The 21,886-nt window shown below is 56.6% G+C and carries 21 protein-coding genes; 7 read left to right on the top strand and 14 right to left on the bottom strand.

Annotated features, from left to right (window positions below):
* Positions 1-103 precede the first annotated feature (103 nt).
* From KI810_RS03100 to KI810_RS03075, 6 genes are all read left to right on the top strand, one after another.
* Positions 104-1,342, top strand: coding sequence for an alpha/beta fold hydrolase (locus KI810_RS03100; RefSeq protein WP_214174003.1), 1,239 nt, complete (start codon positions 104-106; stop codon positions 1,340-1,342).
* Between the two features lie 19 nt (positions 1,343-1,361).
* The gene (locus KI810_RS03095) at positions 1,362-2,126 is read left to right on the top strand and encodes an MlaA family lipoprotein (RefSeq protein ID WP_214174002.1); all 765 of its coding nucleotides are present in this window, start codon (positions 1,362-1,364) and stop codon (positions 2,124-2,126) included.
* 105 nt (positions 2,127-2,231) lie between these two features.
* Positions 2,232-3,059, top strand: coding sequence for a polyphosphate kinase 2 (ppk2, locus tag KI810_RS03090; RefSeq protein ID WP_214174001.1), 828 nt, complete (start codon positions 2,232-2,234; stop codon positions 3,057-3,059).
* Positions 3,060-3,185: 126 nt separating this feature from the next.
* Positions 3,186-4,598: a hypothetical protein gene (locus tag KI810_RS03085; RefSeq protein ID WP_214174000.1), complete on the top strand. Its 1,413-nt coding sequence runs from the start codon at positions 3,186-3,188 to the stop codon at positions 4,596-4,598.
* Positions 4,599-4,672: 74 nt separating this feature from the next.
* Positions 4,673-4,951 (top strand): hypothetical protein, encoded by a 279-nt coding sequence (locus KI810_RS03080; protein WP_214173999.1) that lies wholly within the window; start codon positions 4,673-4,675, stop codon positions 4,949-4,951.
* A gap of 4 nt (positions 4,952-4,955) precedes the next feature.
* On the top strand, positions 4,956-7,568 hold the full coding sequence (locus KI810_RS03075) for a glycogen/starch/alpha-glucan phosphorylase (RefSeq protein ID WP_214173998.1): 2,613 nt from the start codon (positions 4,956-4,958) through the stop codon (positions 7,566-7,568).
* On the opposite strand, the gene KI810_RS03070 is transcribed toward KI810_RS03075, so the two are convergent.
* The 12 genes from KI810_RS03070 to KI810_RS03015 form a co-directional block, all read right to left on the bottom strand.
* Complete coding sequence (locus KI810_RS03070; RefSeq protein WP_214173997.1) at positions 7,528-7,992, bottom strand: hypothetical protein; 465 nt, start codon at positions 7,990-7,992, stop codon at positions 7,528-7,530. The two genes, KI810_RS03075 and KI810_RS03070, sit on opposite strands and share 41 nt — an antisense overlap.
* Positions 7,993-7,999: 7 nt before the next feature.
* On the bottom strand, positions 8,000-9,151 hold the full coding sequence (locus KI810_RS03065) for a Na+/H+ antiporter NhaA (RefSeq protein WP_214173996.1): 1,152 nt from the start codon (positions 9,149-9,151) through the stop codon (positions 8,000-8,002).
* A gap of 126 nt (positions 9,152-9,277) precedes the next feature.
* The gene (locus KI810_RS03060; RefSeq protein ID WP_214173995.1) at positions 9,278-10,786 is read right to left on the bottom strand and encodes a complex I subunit 5 family protein; all 1,509 of its coding nucleotides are present in this window, start codon (positions 10,784-10,786) and stop codon (positions 9,278-9,280) included.
* Positions 10,783-12,222: a complex I subunit 5 family protein gene (locus KI810_RS03055; protein WP_214173994.1), complete on the bottom strand. Its 1,440-nt coding sequence runs from the start codon at positions 12,220-12,222 to the stop codon at positions 10,783-10,785. The genes KI810_RS03060 and KI810_RS03055 overlap by 4 nt, the downstream gene beginning before the upstream one ends.
* Positions 12,215-12,532, bottom strand: a complete 318-nt coding sequence (locus tag KI810_RS03050; protein ID WP_214173993.1) for an NADH-quinone oxidoreductase subunit K — start codon at positions 12,530-12,532, stop codon at positions 12,215-12,217. The genes KI810_RS03055 and KI810_RS03050 overlap by 8 nt, the downstream gene beginning before the upstream one ends.
* The gene (locus KI810_RS03045; RefSeq protein WP_214173992.1) at positions 12,525-13,436 is read right to left on the bottom strand and encodes a hydrogenase subunit MbhD domain-containing protein; all 912 of its coding nucleotides are present in this window, start codon (positions 13,434-13,436) and stop codon (positions 12,525-12,527) included. Before KI810_RS03045 ends, KI810_RS03050 begins: the two co-directional genes overlap by 8 nt.
* A gap of 35 nt (positions 13,437-13,471) precedes the next feature.
* Positions 13,472-13,780, bottom strand: a complete 309-nt coding sequence (locus KI810_RS03040) for a monovalent cation/H(+) antiporter subunit G (RefSeq protein ID WP_214173991.1) — start codon at positions 13,778-13,780, stop codon at positions 13,472-13,474.
* Positions 13,767-14,078: an MrpF/PhaF family protein gene (locus KI810_RS03035; protein ID WP_214173990.1), complete on the bottom strand. Its 312-nt coding sequence runs from the start codon at positions 14,076-14,078 to the stop codon at positions 13,767-13,769. Before KI810_RS03035 ends, KI810_RS03040 begins: the two co-directional genes overlap by 14 nt.
* Positions 14,075-14,557, bottom strand: coding sequence for a Na+/H+ antiporter subunit E (locus tag KI810_RS03030; protein ID WP_214173989.1), 483 nt, complete (start codon positions 14,555-14,557; stop codon positions 14,075-14,077). The genes KI810_RS03035 and KI810_RS03030 overlap by 4 nt, the downstream gene beginning before the upstream one ends.
* Positions 14,558-14,719: 162 nt before the next feature.
* The gene (locus tag KI810_RS03025; protein ID WP_214173988.1) at positions 14,720-17,437 is read right to left on the bottom strand and encodes a cation-transporting P-type ATPase; all 2,718 of its coding nucleotides are present in this window, start codon (positions 17,435-17,437) and stop codon (positions 14,720-14,722) included.
* A 166-nt stretch (positions 17,438-17,603) separates the two neighbouring features.
* Entirely contained in the window at positions 17,604-18,182 is a 579-nt protein-coding gene (pal, locus tag KI810_RS03020; protein WP_214173987.1) for a peptidoglycan-associated lipoprotein Pal, read from the bottom strand.
* Between the two features lie 243 nt (positions 18,183-18,425).
* Positions 18,426-18,773, bottom strand: coding sequence for a hypothetical protein (locus KI810_RS03015; RefSeq protein WP_214173986.1), 348 nt, complete (start codon positions 18,771-18,773; stop codon positions 18,426-18,428).
* A gap of 551 nt (positions 18,774-19,324) precedes the next feature.
* Between KI810_RS03015 and KI810_RS03010 the strand changes: the two genes are divergently transcribed.
* On the top strand, positions 19,325-20,104 hold the full coding sequence (locus KI810_RS03010) for a plasmid partitioning protein RepB C-terminal domain-containing protein (protein WP_246525123.1): 780 nt from the start codon (positions 19,325-19,327) through the stop codon (positions 20,102-20,104).
* A 49-nt stretch (positions 20,105-20,153) separates the two neighbouring features.
* On the opposite strand, the gene KI810_RS03005 is transcribed toward KI810_RS03010, so the two are convergent.
* Both KI810_RS03005 and KI810_RS03000 read right to left on the bottom strand, forming a co-directional pair.
* Positions 20,154-21,158: a GGGtGRT protein gene (locus KI810_RS03005; protein WP_214173985.1), complete on the bottom strand. Its 1,005-nt coding sequence runs from the start codon at positions 21,156-21,158 to the stop codon at positions 20,154-20,156.
* Positions 21,159-21,175: 17 nt separating this feature from the next.
* Entirely contained in the window at positions 21,176-21,868 is a 693-nt protein-coding gene (locus KI810_RS03000; RefSeq protein ID WP_214173984.1) for an iron-sulfur cluster assembly scaffold protein, read from the bottom strand.
* Between the last annotated feature and the right edge of the window lie 18 nt (positions 21,869-21,886).

Below are 21,886 nucleotides of genomic sequence, written 5' to 3'. Positions count from 1 at the left end.
TTTTTTAAAGTCACGAACAACCCAAGTATCGCGTGGAGTGAGCGGTTTGGGCTGAAATGGAGCAGGTATGAGAATTTCGGGATGGATTATAGGTGCACTGCTGATGCTTCCAGCTTTTGCCTGGGCAGGCAGCACAGGTTACGGGTATCCCATTGACGACTCCTACGCGGCGACGATTCTGGGCACTCCGAAGAACCTGAGGCCGGATATTCCCGGAGATATTCCGATCAAGACCATGGTCCTGGAAACGGACCTGAAGAAGCCGGAGATCTTCTTTTATGACCGGGGGCTGCGCTACACGGTGGCGTTTCAGGACCATAATGCTCCACTGGTTTTTCTCATCGCGGGGACAGGCGGCAGCAGCAGATCGGCAAAGATAACCGCCCTCATTACGAACCTGTATCACGCAGGGTTCCACGTAATCGCGCTCCCCTCGCCGACCTTTCCCAACTTCATCATCGACGCCTCCACCACCCATGTCCCGGGGCATCTGTCCGATGACGCCGCCGATCTCTATCGGGTCATGGAGCAGATCTGGAGCCAAACCAAGGGGCGCATCGAGGTCACCGATTTTTCCCTTGTCGGGTACAGCCTCGGCGGGACCGAGGCCGCCTTTGTCGCCAGGCTGGACGAGGAAAGAAAAGTCTTCGATTTCCGCAGGGTGCTGATGCTCAACCCGGCGGTGAGCCTCTACAACTCGGTGTCGAGGATAGAGGGGCTCTTGGAACACATTCCCGGAGGCCCCAAAAGGATCGGCGCGTTCTACAATCGCGTCATGGCGAAAAGTACCGACTTCTATCGTAAGGGTGACTTCGTTGCCATCGACGACGATTTCCTTTTCGCGGCGTACCAGGCCCAGGTGCTGAACCGGGACGAAGCTGGAGGGATGATCGCGGTCTCCTTCCGCATCAGCTCTGCCGGGATGATCTTCGCTTCCGATGTCATGACCCATGGCGGCTACGTGGTGCCGAAGGACAGGGAGTTGGAAAACAGTGATTCCCTCGACGACTACTTCTGGACCTATCTGCACCTCTCCTTCCTGGACTACTTCAATGAGTATTTCGTCCCCTATTTCCAGAGCAGGCACCCCGGCCTCACCAGGGAGAAACTCCTCGAAGCGTTAAGCATCAGAAGCATCGAGAGTTACCTCGCTTCCTCGGCGAAGGTAATGGTGATTACCAACGAAGATGATTTCATCCTGGCTCCGGGGGAGCTAGATTACCTGCGCCGGGTTTTCGGCCACCGGCTCAAGGTCTATCCCAGCGGCGGGCACCTTGGCAATCTCGAGTACCGGGACAACATGGCCTTTCTGATCGATCGGCTGCGCTCGGCAACGCGGTAGGCAAGGCGGGAGGTACGGTATGTACAGCAATAGCATCAAGTTGGTAATCATCACTGTTGTGTTCCTGGTGCTCGCCGGTTGTGCCGGGAGGCCAGCGGTCCTCCCCGATGAAGTGCCGCCTATGCACACGGTAGACGAGTTCAGAGACGACGAGAACGTTTCGCGCACCCGCGACCCGTGGGAGGGCTTCAACAGGAGCATGTACAAGTTCAACTATGAAGCCGACCGTTTTGTACTCCTTCCGGTGGTTACCGGGTACGAGGCCGTAGTTCCGCAGTTTGCCCGGACCGGCGTGAGCAACTTTTTCGCCAACATCCGAGAAGTCAGGACCTTTTACAACTGCATCCTGCAGGCAAAGGGAAAGAAGTCCCTGGTGACCCTCGGGCGGTTTCTTACCAACTCGACCATCGGTATCGGCGGACTCTTCGACCCGGCAACCGCCTTCGGGATGAGGCAGGAACACGAAGACTTTGATCGTACCCTGGAAACCTGGGGGGTCGGCACCGGTCCATTCCTGGTTTTGCCCATTCTCGGTCCGAATACGGCCCGGAGTGCGGGTGGCCTTGCGGTCGACGGCGGGGTCCGCTGGGCTATTGCCAACGCCATCGACCCGTTCGGCGGGACTGGGGCCAGTACCGAGATCGAGACGGGAATTACCGGTCTGGAGACGGTGGATCTGCGCTACAGGGAAAGTTTCCGGTATTACGACAGCGACTATCCGTTCGAATACTACATGGTCCGATATCTCTTCAGCCAGGAGCGGGAGTTGAAAATCCTGAGATAACGTTGGGAAGGGGATTACAGACCGTCGCACACGTGAGCTCTTTTTCCCCTGTGCGTCTGTCATGACGTGGGGGACATGAAAATCTCGGAGAAAGGATTGATATCGATGAAAGTTGAAAAAGGAGAGGAAAAGGGGAAGAAAAACACCGCAAAAGCCGGTGAAAAGCTGAAAACCAAGGAGTATGAGAAGGAGCTGGCCAAGCTGCACGTGGAGCTGGTCAAGCTCCAGGAATGGGTCAAGCTCAAGGGGCTGAAGGTCTGCATCATCTTCGAGGGGCGCGACGGCGCCGGCAAGGGTGGGGTCATCAAGGCGATCACCGAGCGGGTGAGTCCCCGCGTCTTCCGCGTCGTAGCTCTCCCGGCCCCGACGGAGAGGGAGAAAACGCAGATGTACCCCCAGCGCTACATGCCCCATCTCCCGGCAGCCGGCGAGGTGGTCATCTTCGACAGGAGCTGGTACAACCGCGCCGGGGTGGAGCGGGTGATGGGGTTCTGCACCGAGAAGGAGGCAAAACGCTTTTTGCAAGTTACGCCCCTTTTCGAACAATTGGCAGTGGAATCCGGCATCATTTTACTCAAGTACTGGCTGGAGGTAAGCCCGGAAGAGCAGACTCGCCGGCTCGAAGGCCGCATCAACGACGGCCGGAAGATCTGGAAGCTCTCCCCCATGGACGTCAAGTCGTATAGCCGCTGGGACGACTACACCAAGGCGCGCGACGAAATGTTTGCAGCGACTGACACAGCGTGGGCGCCGTGGTACGTAGCAAAATCCGACGACAAGAAGAAAGTGCGGCTGAATATCATTACCCACCTGCTCGGCAGGATACCGTACAAGGAAGCGCCTCGCAAGAAGGTGGTACTCCCGAAGCGGCAGAAGGAAGGGGCGTACAAGTCCCCCGATTACCCGTTCACATATATCCCCGATATCTATTGATCTGCGAGCGGACCGAAAATAAAGGAATGCCGTGGATAAGGATGATACCAACAGATTTGGGCTGTGAATTTAACAGTGCAATAGATGTCCGTCCAACAGAAGTCAGACACGATAAAGGAGTGAATCATGAACCAGCGTGAGAAAAACATCTCAGCCGCAGACCGCTGGCGACTGGCGGAAGATATCGTGGAAGCTTCTCTCGTCGATACGGTTTACCGGGACCTGTATCTGCAGCGTGCTCGAGATTTTCTGGAACCGGCCATGAGCGAGTCAGAATTCGCCTCACTTCAGCTGCTGGAGAACGAAGCATCGAACCTGCCGAATCGTATTTTTGTCGCCATGAAGGAAGCAAGGTGGATGGAGGTAAAGGATTTGAGCTCCCGGATGTCAAGCTTGAAGCGGACTCTGACGGAGAAAGAAAACATCCGCAAGCTCGGGGAAAAGATCTACAAACCGGGGGAGCCTCCTTTAGACCCATTCTCCCCGGGACTTCAGGGATTGGCGAGGAACGGTGATCCCCAGGCGCTGCTGGATAAGTTGTCAACACAATTAGAACGGCTGCAGACAGCCGATCCTTATTGGCAGGGTTTCTATGCGGCCCGAAAGATTTCCATGGCAACTATAAAAACGTATTCATCGAAAGCCTCCGAGGACGCAGAATTGACCGGTTCGCGGATCGAGCATAAGGCTTTCGAAGCTCTGAATAGTGGTGATTTTGCCAACCTGGAAAAAATGGCCGCTCTGATGGGAAGGGAAGAATCGTGCGGAGCGGAGAGGACTACTGGCTCCACCTGGCGTTTCACTGGAAAAGCTCAGGAGCTAACCATCCAGTTTTCGCAGGAGATATTGGAACGCGCCCAGGATAAAGGTCTGTCTCCGATTCGGATGGAAGCCGGCAGCCAGTTTCTCAATCTCTCATCTGATGACCTGGCTTCCCTCTATCACCATCTCTGGCAACCAGACTTTACCGACGAGATTAGCCGGAAGAAGGAAATCCAGCTCCCTGCCAATGCTCCTGCAAACTTTCGGGATCTCGTTGAGCTCTTCACACTCCATCCCTTTGTCAATTCCGGTGGCGCGCGGTTTGTTCCCGTCCTCGCAGAGGAAGACGTGCTGGTTGAGGATTTCGATGAACCGGATCCCGGCACGGAGGCTCCTGCTTCCGCGCTCCTCTCAGCCCTCGGCTTTGAGGATCGCCGAGGTCTCAGTCGTATTAGCATAGAAAAAGCCCTCTTTGACCGGGGAAACACGATAGTCCGAGACATTGGGCTGGATCCCCGCGTTTTTCGACTAATTTGCATTCCTCCCGATGTCTACGGGCGAGTCGGGCATCAGAGGAGTTGGGGGCAGAAACCGTTATGGACCCATTTCGACGGGTATATGGTGATGAAGAACGGAAAGCTCGGAGCTCTTGCAGGAGGGGACGTGCGTTTCGGGGGGCTCTTCGACCTGGTAGGAATCAGCCGGGACTACGATTCCGACAAGATAATTGCCCGCTTTGCCATTGTGCAGCGCCGTCGACTGGAAACTATTGGATAAGCGCAGATGGAGCAACCGAAGTTGCTCCAAAGAACATGATCAGGTCTAAAGAACAAAGAAAAAGGGGTTCCGTGGTGCAAAAAGAAGCCAGGAAATTTTACTCATCCGTCGCGGCACGATCCTTCATCCGAGACATAGCATATCAACTTTTCGAAGAGGATCCGGAATTGATGATGGAATTCTTAAATACTCTCGATATCGCAGACGCTGCGCTTGTATCTTGGCTGATTGAGGAGAAAATAACGGAAAATTTCTGTCTCCGGGGGGATAGTGCCGAGTCAAGGGAGTTTCAACTGACAGCGGGAAAACTCAAAGTAACTCTTGCGAAGTTGAAGACAGACAATAAGGAGTAACGCTATGGCACGAGCAACAAAAAACGGATGCAACAATCACGGCACCATGCGGACCGGTCAGAGTTCTGTCGAGATACAACAGTCCATTCTAAATCACCTCCACTACACTCAGGCAAAACCGCTACCTTTTGCTACACGTAACGACTGGTATATGGCAACTGCACATTCTGTTCGGGACCAGATGCTTCATAACTGGCTGACAACCTTTGATATCTTCATGTCCTCTCCAAGGGAAAAGCATAAAATCGTCAGTTACCTCTCCTCGGAATTCCTTATGGGTCCGCATCTGGGAAACAATCTGGTCAATCTGGGGCTTTCGGAATCGGTCCGTAAGGCACTGTCCGCGCTGGGACAGGATCTGGAGGCCATTCTCGCCCAAGAGGTGGAGCCGGGCCTGGGAAATGGCGGTCTCGGCCGCCTTGCCGCCTGTTATCTCGAATCAATGGCTACACTGAGGGTTCCAGCTGTCGGTTTCGGAATCCGTTATGAGTTCGGTATCTTTGACCAGGAGATTCACAACGGCTGGCAGGTTGAAAAAGGGGACAACTGGCTCAAGAACGGCAATCCCTGGGAGGTCCGGCGACCTGATATAGCCTATGAAGTGAAATTCGGAGGGCATACGGAGTTTGCGCACGATCCCGAGGGGCGGTTGGCGGTTCGCTGGATTCCGGAGAAGGTGATCAAAGGCGTCGCCTACGATACTCCCGTTGCCGGCTACCGTTCCGGGGGAGTAGCGGTGCTGCGTCTTTGGAAATCGGAGGCCGTGGCGTCGTTCGATTTCCAGGCCTTCAATGCCGGAGAGTACTACAAAGCCGTCGACGACAAGGTCCTCTCGGAAACCATCAGCAAGGTGCTTTACCCCAACGACGAGCCGGGAATCGGCAAGTTTCTGCGCCTGTGCCAGCAATACTTCTTTGTCTCCTGCTCGCTACAGGACATGATCTGGTTCCACCTCTCCTTGGGTAGAGGCATCGAAAGCTTTTCCGAGAGCTTCGCCATCCAGATCAACGATACCCACCCATCCATGGGGATAGCCGAACTGATGCGGCTCCTGGTGGATGAACATCATCTGGAGTGGGACGAGGCGTGGCGCATAACCCGGGAATCGTTTGCCTACACCAACCACACGCTCCTGTCAGAAGCACTGGAAAAGTGGCCCCTGCCGCTTATGGCCAGTGTCCTTCCCCGGATCGTGGAGATCATCTTTGAAATAAACCGGCGCTTTCTCGATGAGGTACGCGGCCTATTCCCGGAAGACGACCAGCGAATCGCGCGCCTGTCGTTGATCGACGAGACCGGCGAGAAATACGTGCGGATGGCAAACCTGGCCTGCGTCGGCTCCCATGCCATCAACGGAGTGGCAGCCCTGCATACCGACCTTCTGAAAAAGACCGTGCTCCATGACTTTTACGAACTTTTTCCCGAAAAATTCCACAATATCACCAATGGTGTTACCCCCCGCAGATGGCTTGCGCTCAGCAATCCGGAGCTCGCGAAGCTGATCTCGTCGAAACTGGGGGAGGGGTGGCTCAGCAGCATTGAGACGGCACTCGCCTGGCTCCAGGGTGCGGCAAAGAATACGACATTTCAGCAAAAATGGCTGAAGGTCAAGCAGGCCAACAAAATCGCTTTGGCAAAGGTCATCCGGGAACGGATCGGCATCGAGGTCGATCCTGCGAGCCTTTTCGACGTGCAGGTGAAGCGTATCCACGAGTACAAACGACAGCACCTCAACGTGCTGCACATCATCACCCTCTACAACCGGATCAAACGGGACCCCACGGCCGACATCACCCCACGGACCTTCATCTTCGCCGGCAAGGCGGCGCCGGGCTACCACATGGCCAAACTGATCATCAAGCTGATTACCTCGGTCGCTGACGTCGTAAATACCGATCCCGACGTGGCCGGAAGGCTCAAAGTCGTGTTCTTCCCGGATTTTAACGTTACCAACAGCCAGTTGATCGTGCCTGCGGCAGACCTGTCCGAGCAGATATCCGTGGCCGGGAAAGAGGCGTCGGGTACCGGCAACATGAAGCTCGCCCTCAACGGCGCCCTGACCATCGGCGCCCTGGACGGCGCCAACATCGAGATCCGTGAAGAGGTCGGCAAGGAGAATTTCTTTCTTTTTGGTCTCGAAGCTGCTGAGGCTCAGAGTCTCAAATCTGGCGGTTATAACCCTCGATGCTGGTATGAAGGGAACGAACAACTTCGGCAGGCCATCGATCAGATCGACGCAGGAACCTTTTCCAACGGCGACCGGCAACTCTTCCGTCCCTTGGTGGACAACCTTCTCAACCGTGACGAGTATCTGGTTCTGGCGGATTACCAGTCGTACATCGACTGCCAGGACCTTGTAAGTGCGGCATACTGCGACAAGAAAAAATGGGCCGAGATGTCAATCCTCAATGTGGCTGGTATGGGAAAATTCTCTTCCGACCGGGCCATCAGGGAGTACGGGGAAAAGATCTGGAAGACGACGGCGATTATCGACCCGACCAAATATGTCTATGCCGGGAGTAAGGGACGTGACAGTAAAAAAGGGGAAGATACGGGAATACATCCGACGCCAAGGATCAGAAGATCAAAGACAACTGAATCGCCACTGGTTTCCTAGGCACTCCTGACTTATAAAAGAAGACGCAGGTCATGGACAATGACAGTGGCAACCTGACCGATGCCGGCGAGATACCGCTCACGCTCAACCTGCTTCTGTTTTTTTCGCTCACGCCCGCCAGGAAACAGGCGACGAAGGCAAATACTGCCGTAAACACGATGTGCAGGATCCTATCCAGTAATTGAGGAAATGTCGTTGCCCAGGTGCCAAAAAAGAAAGGCAGGTAGGCTGCGGACACGAACAGCCAGGAGAGAATCGTCCCCTTTACACCGAACCGGAACACCCCCAGAAGCAGCGGCAAATAGAAAAGCTCCTCCAGAATAACGGCAGGCGAGAACTGGCGCATAACGCCGAAATGCAGGTACGTGATCAGCGTTGTCAGCATGACTACGGCAAGTATATGGCTGTTTAATTTGCTCGTCATACCGTTGTCACCCCTCAATACGTCGCACGTTCATAACTCTCCCGGCGATAAGTGCCACAATCGCGCAACCGACACTTAACAGCGCACCCATCTTGGCAGCTCCCTGGTTTATGGAATCGGTGAATGCCTCACCGGCCACAAACAGGGCAACGGTCAGGCCAACCCCCGCTATCAAGCCAACGAGAGCTAATTCCTTCATGCCTACCTTTGATGGGAGAGGATAGCCAAGCCTTTGACCAAGCCAACCCATAATGAAGATTCCGCCGGTTTTGCCGATGGCGAGGGCTGCCAATACCAGCCAGGTTGCATCCCCAATAGTGGTAAGCTGCACTCCTGCATTGGCCAGGCCGAACATGAACAACCCCAGGTCAACCATCACTTTCCATTCATGTTCGAAACTTGCCAGGGGCGACAGGTCCTGGGGGTCTTCTTCAAAAATATGCTTGGTTTCGCGTGGCGGATGGGGTAGAAACGGCACTATGAACACCAGTGCCAGGGCAGGATGCAGATGTGCCATGAACAGCCCCGCCCAGGAGAGTCCGCCACCCAGGATGATATAAGGCCAGTAGCTCTGGGTGTTACGGCGACGTAACAGTGCCGCAACCCCCATGCCGCTTACGACGAGTACCAGCCATTGCGGTGCTACCGGCACGGTAGGATCTGGGTAGAATATGGCAATGATTGCCAGCCCGATGGCGTCATCGGCAATGGCCAGAAGCAACAGAAATGAAATGGCTGGATGCCGCCTGCCAAATACCAGGCTGGCAACCAGCCAGGCAAGGGCGATATCTGTCGCGGTCGGGATTCCCCATCCCCGGCGGAGTGACGGGTCACCAATGATCGCATTGAGGGCAAGATAAACCACCACCGGCCCAACAACCCCGCCAACAGTTGCTAACAACGGATTGATTGCCTTGCGCAAAGGATGCAGGTCCCCGCCTGGCAGGCAGCTCTGGGTGATTTCAGCCGCTGCGATGCCAAAAAACAGTACCATGAAGAAATCATTAACGATAAAGTGGAAGCTGAATAGTCCAAAACGCTTGTCGAAATCGAAATGATAGTAGCTTTCAGGAGCCAGATTCACCCAGAGAAGAGCAACAGCTACTCCCGAAATAAGAGGTACTGAAAATTCACGCAGCATGTTGATATGTTTTTTCACGATTTAGTCCTTTGCGCAAGTTAACGGCAAGTATGTGGCTGTTTTTTTCTGCTCATCATATTATTGTCACCCTGATGGTGATCCTGCTGATACCATTCCATAGTCAAGCCCCGCGGTGTGGGTTGCTTACGGCGGGGTATGGTACTCAATCCCCATAATCATCCGGGCAAAAGTCAGGGGACTGATCCAGGCGTCGCTGAAGGTAGAAGCAGCTACAGTTGCTACAGCCGTGACCAGCGGCGGCAGCAGCAAAAGCCAATGGGTCTCCCGCACACCATTGACTGGAATCTCCTCATGGGGCCAGGCAGCAGGCAACGGTTTCAGCCAGAGCCGATAGAGGATCGGCAGGAAATAGGCCATGTTCAGCAGGCTTGAGGCGGACAGCACCCAGATCGCCCACGGCATCTGGGCCGCCAGGGCGCCGGTCTTGAGCCAGGATTTGCTGACGGCCCCGGCGGTCAGGGGCGCCCCCATCATTCCCAGGGCGCCTATGGAAAAGGCCAGCGAAGTCACCGGCATCCGGCGGCCTGCGCCGTCCATCTCGTCTACACGGTGAATCCCCAGGGTTTCGGCGTAGTTCCCGGCACAGAAAAACAGGGTGATCTTCATGATCCCCTGGTGCACCAGGTGCACCAGACCGCCTACGGTACCGGCCGTACCGAAGATACCGACGCCGAGCACTATGTAAGAGACCTGACTGATTGTAGAAAAGGCCAGTCGTCTTTTAAGATCACCCTGGGACAAGGCCCGCAGGCTACCCCACAGGATGGTGACCGCAGCTGCCACTGCCAGTGGCAGTAGCAGCCCCAGGCTCTGAGCAAACTCGATCCCATAGATCTCGTACACGATCCGCACCACCCCAAAGGCACCGGCCTTGACCACGGCAACCGCATGCAGGAGGGCCGAGACCGGCGCCGGCGCCACCATGGCTTGGGGCAGCCAACCGTGCAGCGGCACGATGGCGGCCTTGACCCCGACCCCGGCGATCAGCAGCAGAAAGACTAGCTTGAGATGCGTCCTGGAGATTCCATCCGTGGCGGCAAGTATCCCTCCCTGGGTGAACTCGGTCTGGCCAGTCATCTGATTGAGCCAGACGATGCCGATCAACAGCAGTGCACCGCCAAAGAGGGTGTAGGCCAGGTAGACCGTCCCCCCCCGCATCGCCTGGGGGGTGCCGCGGTGAACGATCAGCGGAAAGGTGGCTAAGGTTAGCAGCTCGTAAAAGATAAAGAAGGTGAGCAGGTTGCCGGCCATGGCTATCCCCATGGTGGCGGTGACGCACAGGCTGAAAAACCCGAAGAATCGGCTGCGATGAGGAGCATGCTCCAGGTAGCCGATGGCATAGAGGGTGGTTAACAGCCAGAGAGAGGCCGAGAGGCTGACAAACAGCAGAGCCAGGGCATCGGCCTTGAACACCAGCTCCATGTTGGGGGCCAGGAAGTAACGGAATCCGTACTGTTCGCCGGCCGTCACCCCAACCAGCAGCAGACCGATCAGCCAAAGCTTGGTGACAGCCCCCAGCAGATTAAACATGGTACGCAGCACGATCTGCCGTTCCGGCAGAATGAAGATGATAAAACCAGGCAGCAGAGACGACGCAATCACCAACAATGGCAGCAGCTCGTTGTAGCTCATCCAGCCACCCCCTCAAGCAACCTGAAGAGTGGCATCGCAGCCAGCCCCAGCACAATGGCAGAGACTGCCAGCATGAAGGCTGTCCACTCCATGACAGCGGAAACCGGTTGCAGAGCAACCTGCCTCTCGTCACCCGGCCCAAGGAAGGCTAGCCGCAGCACACGAAATACGTAGATCGAGGCCAACAGGCCTCCGGTGACTACTATCACCGCAATCCAGATATGCCCAACAGCCAGGGCAGCATCAATGAGCATGTACTTGGCCAGAAAACCACCCGACGGCGGCAGCCCCATCAGGCTCACTCCTGATAGGCCGAAGGCAAACAGGGTTACCGGTAGTCTTCCGGCCATGGTTGCAATGCCGTCGATCAACTCACTGCCGCTTGCCTTGACCAGCGTACCGGCTGCCAGGAACATCCCTGCCTTGGCCAGGCCGTGGGCTGTTGCCTGCAACAGACCGATCTGCATCGCATGGCTGCCGGTACCGAACAGGGGGAAGATCAGTACCAGATAGCCCAACTGGGCCACGGTGGAATAGGCCACCATCATCTTCAGGCGTTCTGCGCGGATCGCCTGACATCCACCCCACAGAATTGCCAGACTACCCAACAGCGCGGGCAGCCATGCCAGCGGCGAGACAAACCCGGCAAAGGGGCCCAACCAGAGTCTAAGCAGCACATAGAACGAGGCCTTGACCACCAGAGCCGACAATAGCGCCGAAATCGGAGCCGGTGCGCCACCGTGGGCCGGCGGCAGCCAGAAGTGAAACGGAAAGAGTGCGGTCTTCAGCAACAGGCCGGCCACCATCACCGCTGCTGCCAGCCATACTGCCAAGGGTGCCTGCGAGCCGATCAAGCTGGTGAGCAGTCTGATGGAAACCGTGCCAAAGCAGCCGTACAAAAGCGCCACCCCCAGCAGGAAACCGCCCGAACCCACCAGGCTGGCCAACAGGTAACGCATCGCCGCCGTAACCTGTCCGGCTGCACCACCTGTTACCACCAAGCCCACCGCTGCCAGGCCGATCAGCTCAAGGGTTACGTACAGGTTAAACAGGTCACCGGACAGGTAGAGACCGTTAATGCCAGCCAGCAGAAAACCGGTCAGGGGCCAGAACCAGTGCTGGCCCTGCTTCAGGTAGCTGTAGGCATACAGGGCAACCGGCAGTGACACGGCCTGGGTCAGCAGCAGCATGGTCACCGACAGGCCATCGGCAACCAGCAGAATCCCCAGCGGCTCCTGCCAGCCACCAACCAGGTGGGTCACGGTCTGTTTTGGAGCAACCTCAACCGCAAGCAGGATGGCACAGAGCAGTTGCAACCCCAGACCGGACAGGCCCAACAGGGCACCGCGTCCCGGCCCCAGGCAAAAGGCCAGGGTGGCCCAGACCAGCGGCAGCAGGATCAGCCAGACCAGCGGAGTAGACAAGTGTTCAATCATGCCGATCCTCACGGCGTGCTTTGTCCTGCAGCGTGGTAGAACCGCTATCGGCATACCGGCGGCGGGCCAGGGCCAGCGCCAGGGCTGTGGCAGCCACCGAAACCACAATGCCGGTCAGCACCATGGCCTGGGGCACCGGATCGATCCTGCCGCTGCGCTGGGCAAGCCCCACCAGCACCAGAAATATCCCGGACCCCATCAGGTTAAAGGCCAAGATCCGGCGCACCAGGTGATCCAGTAGCAGGACTCCCCCCACCCCCAGTACCAGCAGCAGGCACCCCACCGCCGCAAATAGCAGTCCGCTACTCATGGCTATCCTCCTGACCAGCCCACTGACCTGACGATGACGTCCGCAACAGATAGAAGGCCGCCAGGTTGACGGCCAGCGAGACCGTCAGGCCGCTCTCAATCAGCAGGATCAGCAGACCAGCCTGTCCTGGTGGAAAGCGCAACAAGCCGCCACCTGCCAATAGTGCTGCTGCAATGCCGACAAACAGTAACAGCCCGGCGCCGACCACCAGCCGTATCCAGTGCTGCGTCGGCAACCAACGGGATTGCAGCTGCGACAGGTTCAGGAGCACCGCGGCGGCGGCCAGCACTGCTGCTGCCTGGAAGGCTCCACCCGGCCGGTGGGCACCGGCCCAGAGCAGATAGAACGCCGCCAACACCATCAACGGTACGGCAGAGCGGGCCAGGGTCGGCACAAGCTGATTGAGAGAGAGCAGTGGACGTTCGGCAGGCAGGCCGACCGCCAGTATTCCCGTAAGAGCAAGCAGCAAAACCGCAACCTCAAGTAGGGTATCGTAACCCCTGAAGTTGAGAAGCACCGCCGTGACCGGGTGACTGACACCGCTGCTACCCAGTTGACCGGCCACAGCAGCAGGCAGATCCACCGCCGGCAATGGTAGCCGGGTCAGGGAAGTCAACAGTGCAGCGGCCAGCAATAGAAGAGCAAGCAACGCCGGAAAGCGCCTGAATGCTGCCAGTACCCTGCCGTGCTTTGCAGACCGGTTGGGCTGGCGGAAGGCAGTCAGGGCATCCAGGAGCAGGGTGCCGGTCAGTCCGGCGCCAAGGGCCGCCTCGGCCAGGGCAATATCCGGTGCCTGCAGCCGGGACCAGACCAGGGTCAGCAGCAGACCGAACACGATGAACATGATCACGGCACGGTCCATCTGCGGGGTGGCAAGGGTCTGCCAGGCACTCCAGAGCAGCAACAGCGCCAGCAACGCCTCAAAGGCCAGGGCGGTCGTCATGGCTTTTCCCTTTGCCAGGCTGGAATGCCCAGCCGGTCGGCGCGGTGAGCAATGGCATAGCCGACCACAGCGCTGGCAATCAATGTTAGGGGCCAGATGGCCAGCAGTTTCAATGCCAGCACCAGACTGTCGGCCTTCAGTGCCAGGCCTGCCAGCAGGCAGCCCAGCCCAAGATTGTCGGCCTTGGACAGGGTGTGCAGACGGGTATAGACATCAGGGAAGCGGAGCAGCCCCACCGTGCCGGCCAGGTAAAAGAACCCGCCTGTCAGCAGCAATAGATTGCTCAAAAGCTCAACGAAAAGCATGGTCGTCCTCCCTTTCCACTGCTCTCCGTTGCCTGCTGCGACCTGTCAGGCCCCAGGTACGCTGGGCAAAGGCGATGCCAGAGATGGCCGCCAGCAGTGCCAGGGTCAGCGCCACATCGATCAGGGCAAAAGAGCGCTGGACAAACGCCAGAAGCACAAGTATACCGACGCCGGTGCTGCCGAACAGCAGTGCCGCCAGCATCCGGTCGGCCGCTGTAGGCCCCCGTGTTGCCCGTATCAGGGCTGCAGCCAGGTTGATCAACAGAAACAGGGCCAGGGGCAGCTCAAGGCTTTTCATCGCTGCACTCCGAATAACCGGGCGATATGGGCAGCCAGCTGCTCTACCTCTTCTGTGATCGGCATGCCGCGGTCAAGTACATGCATATGCAGAAATTCATCTTCAAGCCTGACTCCCAGTGTACCGGGCATCAATCCGAGAGTTCCGGTAAGCAGCATGCGGGGAAGGCCCTGCGGCAGGGTCAGCGGCACGGCCAGGATAGCCGGATGGAGTTGCGGGCGGCGCTGCAGGGCCAGTCGGGCCACCTGGAATCCTCCCAGCATGGACTGTCTGATAAAGTAGCCCAGGAACCCCGCAAGCCCGATCACGCTGATGGCTGAAGCCTTGCCCGGCGGCAGCAGCCGCAGACTGACGGCCACCGATGCCGCAACAGCAATCACAGCCAGCGGCCAGGCGACAAGACTCCCCTCAGCGGCAATCCACCAGATCAGGGCAAAGCCGACGGTGCGCCGCAGCAGAGAGGCGATAAACAGCCCCATTTCCAAGCCTCCGTAATAACGCATCACGTTTGTCTTTCGTGTATTACAACACTTCGTAACTAATTCTCCCCCGACTTTTTTCCGATACTGAAGGTAACCGGCCATCCCTTCTCAATAGCAACCTCAGGAAGGCTCAGGTGATGTCCTGAATCTGAGCAACTGTCAGCACTCAGTTCGGGCCAGTTGTCCGCGGCGAAACCACTTTTCAATCTCGATGACGACATAGATAGTGAAAGATGTACCTATAATCAGCCCCCAATGCCGCAAACCGATCGATTGGCTGCCAAAGGCGTTCTGCATAACAGGCAGGTAGGTGAACAGCAGCTGCAGGAGAATCATGATGCCGACGCCCAGCAGGAGCCAGCGGTTGCTGAAAAATCCCAGGCTGCGTATGGAATGGCGCAGGGAGCGGCAGTTGAACAGGTAGAACAGCTCACCAAAAACAAAAAGGTTCACTGCACAGGTCCGTGCCACGGCCACGCTGCTCCCCTGTTGCAGTTCCCATTCGAACAGGCCGAAAGACCCCACGAGCAGCAGGAAACCGACGATCCAAATCTTAATGACCAATTCCCTGGTCAAGAGAGGCTTTTGCGGGTCGATGGGCGGTCGCTGCATGATTCGCGGTTCTTTTGGCTCGAAGGACAGCATCAGCCCCAGCAGCACCGCCGTGGTCATGTTGATCCAGAGAATCTGCACCGGCAGGATGGGGAGTTCGACGCCGGCAAAGACCGCCGCCAGAATGACCAACCCTTCGCCGAGATTGGTGGGGAGAGTCCAGGTGATGAACTTGACCAGGTTGTCGTAGACCCCACGCCCTTCCTCTACGGCAGCCTCGATTGAGGAAAAGTTGTCATCGGTCAGCAGCATATCGGCTGCTTCCTTGGCAACCTCGGTGCCGGTTATCCCCATGGCTACGCCGATATCGGCCTGCCGCAGCGCCGGCGCGTCATTGACCCCGTCACCGGTCATAGCGACGATATTGCCGCTCGCCTGAAGCGCCTCCACCAGGCGAAGTTTCTGTTCGGGAGCGACCCGGGCGAAGACGGCGCTCCGCTGGGCAACTCCAATCAACTCTGCATCGCTCAGGGCTGCCAGATCCCGTCCGTTCAGAGCCAGCGGCTCGCCTGGCTCGCCGGCGTCACCCAGCAGGCCAATCTGCCGGGCAATTGCTGCGGCGGTAATCACATGGTCGCCGGTAATCATCTTGACCTGGATGCCGGCACCCTGACAGGCCCGCACCGCCTCGACCGCTTCGGGACGGGGAGGATCTATCATCCCCTGCAGGCCGAGAAAGGTCAGCCCACCCGCGACATCGCCATGCCCCAGGGCCGTTGATGAAATTTCGCGTCCCAGCCGGGCAAACGCCAGTACCCGCAGCCCCTTTCCGGCCATCTCTGCCGCTGCCCGGAGGCAGCGGCCAGGATCATTGGGCAGTAGCTCTCCGGTGCGGGAAAGGGTATTGCTGCAGCGATCAAGCACGCTTTCAACCGACCCTTTCAGGTAGATGACACGATAGCCCGCTGTGCCGTGCTCCGTTGCCATGTACTGATACTGCGATTCGAAAGGGATGGCGTCCAAGCGGGGCAGATCTGCTGAACAGACATCCCGCTCAAGACCCGCCTTGCGGGCTGCTACAACCAGGGCCGCTTCGGTCGGATCACCTTCCACCCGCCATTCATCATCTACCCTGAGCAGCGATGCATCGTTGCACAGCAACCCCGAGATCAGGCATTCACGGAGCGCCGGCAACTCTGGCAGTGCTATCGCTTTGTTATCACGGGTAATCTGACCTTCGGGTGCATACCCTGTCCCGGAGAACAGGAACAGATCGCCGCCGGCATACAGCTCCTGGACCGTCATCTGGTTCTGGGTCAGGGTTCCGGTCTTATCGGAGCAGATGACGGTCGTGCTTCCCAGCGTCTCCACTGCCGGGAGTTTGCGGATAATCGCATTGCGCCTGGCCATCTTGGCAACCCCGATGGCCAGCGTGATTGTCACCGCTGCAGGCAGACCTTCGGGAATCGCCCCCACCGCCAGCGCAACCACTGCCATGAACATTTCAAGCCAGGATTCGCCCCGCAGTATCCCGACGACAAAGGTGATGGTGGCCAGGCCAAGAATCACGTACAGCAGCAGGCCGCTGAACCGGGCGATCTTTTTGGTGAGCGGGGTGGTCAAGATGTCAGCCGAGGCGATCAATTCGTTAATCCGGCCGATTTCGGTGCTGTTGCCGGTCGCCACCACCACACCGGTGGCGATGCCATAGGTGACGAGCGTCGAGGAATAGGCCATGTTCAAGCGGTCTGCCAGCAGCGTATCGTGGGGGAGCAGGCCGTTCTGCTTCTGCACCGGCACCGATTCGCCGGTCAGGGCCGATTCGTCGATCTGCAACTCACGGGTGGTTAGCAACCGCATGTCGGCGGGCACCTTGTCCCCGGACTGCAACAAGACGATGTCGCCCGGCACCAGTTCCGTTGCCGGAATCTGTCGGCGCTCCTCGCACCGGATGACGGTTGCCGTGGTCGTCAGCGATTGGGCCAGAGCCTCAATCGCCTTGACCGCCTTGGCCTCCTGGATGAACCCGATGACGGCATTGACCAGCACTACCCCGAAAATGACACCTGAGTCTACCCATTCTCCGAGAAGGCTGGTAATAACTACGGCAGCCAGCAGGATGTAGACCAGCGGCTGGTGGAACTGCATGAGAAACAGAACCAGTGGACTGGTGCCTTTTTTCTGGGTTATCGCATTAGTTCCGAACTGCGCCTGCCGGTGCCCCACCTCAAAGGTGTCCAGCCCCCTGTTCAGATCCGTTTCCAGTAACTCGATAACTTCTGCATCCGGCAGATGATGCCAATGTTCTTCCAGGATCTCTTTCATGAAATTACCTCCCAGAAGCAGTTACCTGCCACAGATTCATATCATATTCCGCCTCGTTACATAGTATCAGAAATTTCTAACCTGTCAGAATCTCGAATCATTTCACTCTCCCTTGGATATGAAGGGGATGGGGACTGTGGGCCCCATCCCGCATTTCACTCTCTGTCTATTTACTTATAACAAACTCGACCCGACGGTTTTTTGACCACGCATCCTCATCGTGGCCAATAACAGCGGGCTTGTCTTCACCGTAACTGATGGTTTCCAGTCGTTCCGGACTGACCCCGAGGGTTTCCACATAGCGCCGGGCTGCCAAAGCCCGTTTTTCGGCAAGCGCCATGTTATATTCATCGGAGCCCCGTTCGTCAGCATGGCCTTCGATGGTGACTCGCGTAATCCGGTTGTCAGCTAGCCAGCGGGCGTTGCGGGACAGGGTATCCCGTGCGTCGGCTCTGAGCAGATATGAATCAAAATCAAAATAAACCGGGTCGAGATGAAATTCACTTCGGGGATCATTAATCGGCTCCGCTGCGTCACTTGCCGTGGGAATATGCTCCGGAATGACTGCCCCGGCTATCTGTCCCTGGTCAATTTTTTCTGGAATGCCCTCTTTGGGCTCCGAGGTTGATGGCGAAAGAGTGGCGGCTGAGCCGGAATCCATTTTCACGACTTCCTTGCTGGCGCAACCTGTCAGAGCGACAATGCTGCAGATGATTACTGATGCAATACATGAGCGTATGATCATGGCATGGTCTCCTGTTTATAGTGTTTATGTGGTATGGATCAACACCCGCATGCACCATCCCTGTACCGTGAGCTTGCGGGGCCAGAGCCGGGTGTCCATGAAATGCCATGAATCCGGTATGAGGCAGCTCGACCGGCAATTCCCATTGGGCAAGCGTGAACAGCACAGTAACGGAGTTAATCGGTGTTCAGTGACAAACCGCATACTAGTTGTGCATCAAGAGCAATTGTAAGACAAGGGGAATCAGGCGAGACTATCCGGGGGAACGACTATCTCCATATAAACTGTTGATAGCGAAGCGAATGGCTCGTATACCAGCAATCGGGAAACTGCCGGGTTATAGGCGGGAAGAAGGCAACTGGATGCAAAGAAGTTTGAATAGTCGAGAAATGAATGTTTGGGTGGCTTGAAATCACCCATTTCTTTTTGCTCTTCACTGTCATTATCTGTAAGAGAAGCTGAGCTTGCAGCATGTTCCTGCAGCCAGACAAACTCAAGCCGTGGCGAAACAAACGCTTGCGCGAGCAGGCACAGCATCAGTACCAGCAGCAGTAACGCCGAAAATCTGATTGTTGGTCGAAAGCGTTTCATGGTTTTTCACCGTACATCATAACGGATTTCATTACAGACTAAACAATAAATATTGTCAAGTAGTAGAAGAAGCTTTGATTGGCGCTTTTCTACGAAAGTCAGCTTCAGGTGTTCTTCTATATCCTTGAGGTCACCGGAACGGCAACCCCAAGGTTTTGGCAAGAGCACTGATAAATCCGGTTTCATAGGGAGTAAGCACGCATGCCCCTTGCCGACCAGGATTTCCTCATCGACCTCAAGCCATGACTTGGCCCGGACCTTGACAATCGGACCGCTACTTCCCAATGAAAATTCGCGTCGCATAAATTCAAAAATGGTCCTGTCAACGAGCCTCGGGATACACATGGGCTGCAGCTCATTTCGAACTCGTTTTGGAAGGACGGCGCTCTGTCGACAGAACACCAAAAACCCTTTGATTTACTGGCAGTTACCATCCAAAACTACCAACAAAAAAAGGCCACTTTTCAGACGAAAAGTGACCTTTGTACGATTTGGCTCCCCCTGGCGGACGAAATAAGGAACTTTTTCTGTTCGCACCGCCAACCCCATCGATGAGTTGGACATGGTCACGCGATGCGCTTCATCATCTCCTCTATCTTCGCCGGCACCTTGCCGAGGGTTCCCTTGCCAAAGGCTATCTTCTGCTCGATGGCCATCTGCGGATCATGGCCCTGAAGGAATTGGGAGTGGAGCGGGTTTCCTGTCTGATCTCCACCGATGACGAGACCTATACATACAACAAATACATCAATCGGCTCTCTGCGATTCAGGAACATCGCATGATCATGAAGGCCATACAGTCAGGAGTTTCGGAAGAAAAACTCGCCAGGGCCTTGTATCTCGATATCAGCACCATCAGGAACAAGAAGTGCCTGCTTGAGGGCATCTGTCCCGAGGCGGTCGAACTGCTGAAGGACAAGTCCGTGCCGGAACCGGTGTTCAGGGTGTTGAAAAAAATGAAGGCGCCCCGGCAGATCAATGCCGCCATGCTGATGAACGACCAGAACATGTTCACCTCCAGCTATGCCAAGGCCCTTCTGGACGCAACACCGGTGAATCAGCTCGTCAATAAGGGCAGGCCAAAGAAGAAGACACCGGTGATACTGGCCCGCCAGGCACGTCTTGAGGAGGAAAGTCTTGCCCTTTCCAGGGAGATTGGCTCATTGAAGGAGCAGTACGGTACCGCGATGATCGACATTACATCCATGCAGGCATATCTGAAAAGTCTGCTCTGCAATGAAGCTGTCGCTAAATACCTGCGGGAGCTTCATGGGCCGATCCACGACAAAATGAACTACGCCGCGGCAAGCCACGGGGTATCACTTCAGTAATTACCCACGAAAAAATAGCTGCTCAAAAAGCCGAGTTTCGGAACTGCGTTCATGTAACCTGAAAGACTTGCTCCAGTGCAACAGCCACGGCCACTGATGCACCCACCATCGGGTTATTCCCCATGCCAAGGAACCCCATCATCTCAACATGGGCCGGGACCGACGACGAACCGGCGAATTGGGCATCTGAATGCATCCTGCCCATAGTGTCGGTCATGCCGTAGGAAGCTGGTCCAGCGCCCATATTATCGGGATGAAGGGTGCGGCCAGTACCTCCGCCGGAAGCCACGGAGAAGTAGCTCTTTCCTTGTTCGACGCACTCCTTCTTGTAGGTACCAGCCACCGGGTGCTGGAAACGGGTTGGATTGGTGGAGTTGCCAGTGATAGAGACATCCACACCTTCATGATGGTTGATGGCGACCCCTTCCCGAACGTCATCGGCTCCGTAGCAGCGCACCTTGCTCTTCTCACCCTTGGAGTAGGCCACCTCACGCACGATTGCCAGTTCACCGGTGGTGTAGTCAAACTTGGTCTGCACATAGGTAAAGCCGTTGATGCGGGAGATGATCTGGGCCGCATCCTTGCCAAGACCGTTCAGTATTACACGCAGCGGCTCGGTACGGGCCTTGTTGGCGGAGCGAGCCAGACCGATGGCCCCTTCGGCAGCGGCAAACGATTCGTGACCCGCCAGAAAGGCGAAACATTTGGTCTCTTCCGAAAGCAGCATGGAGGCCAGGTTGCCGTGGCCGATGCCGACCTTGCGGTCTTCAGCAACTGAACCGGGAATGCAGAAAGCCTGCAATCCTTCACCCAGAGTGCGGGCGATGTCTACCGCCTTTGATTCACCTTTCTTGATGGCAAATGCAGCACCAAGGATATAGGCCCAGCAGGCGTTTTCAAAGCAGATCGGCTGTATGCCCTTGACGATGCCATACACATCCACCCCCTTTTCCTCGCACATGTTCCGTGCTTCCTCCAGAGAAGGGATACCATGATGACTGAGCACAGCCGTGATTTTATCGATTCTTCTTTCATATCCTTCAAACAGAGCCATGTCGGTTTCCTCCCGTATTATTGGTGACGCGGATCGATGGTGCGGGTTGCTTCGTCGAAGCGGCCATAGGAAGATGTTGCCTTTTTCAAAGCCTCATTGGCATCGGTCCCCTTCTGAATCATCTCCATCATCTTGCCCAAATGGACAAACTCGTACCCGATGACTTCGCTGTTATCGTCCAGCGCCAGCCGGGTGACATACCCCTCGGCCATTTCCAGATATCGCACCCCTTTGGCGGTGGTGCCGTACATGGTGCCGACCTGGCTGCGCATCCCCTTGCCAAGGTCCTCAAGTCCCGCGCCGATGGGGAGACCGCCTTCGGAGAATGCTGTCTGGGTTCGACCGTAGCTGATCTGCAGGAACAGTTCACGCATGGCGGTATTGATGGCGTCACATACCAGGTCGGTGTTAAGGGCCTCCAGAATTGTTTTGCCGGGCAGGATCTCCGCCGCCATGGCTGCCGAATGGGTCATGCCGGAACAGCCGATGGTCTCCACGAGGGCCTCTTCAATGACACCATCCTTGACATTAAGTGTCAGCTTGCACGCTCCCTGTTGCGGGGCACACCAACCTACACCATGGGTCAGACCGGCGATGTCCTTGATCTCCTTTGCCTGTACCCATCTCCCCTCCTGCGGAATCGGTGCCGGACCATGGTTCGGTCCCTTGGCCACACAGGTCATCTTGTCTACTTCTGACGAATAGATCATCGACTGCCTCCTTGTCGT

Origin of the sequence: Geomobilimonas luticola, from assembly GCF_018476905.1 — a bacterium.
GTDB lineage: Bacteria > Desulfobacterota > Desulfuromonadia > Geobacterales > Geobacteraceae > Geomobilimonas > Geomobilimonas luticola.
This window is presented reverse-complemented; position numbering and strand designations above follow the sequence as displayed.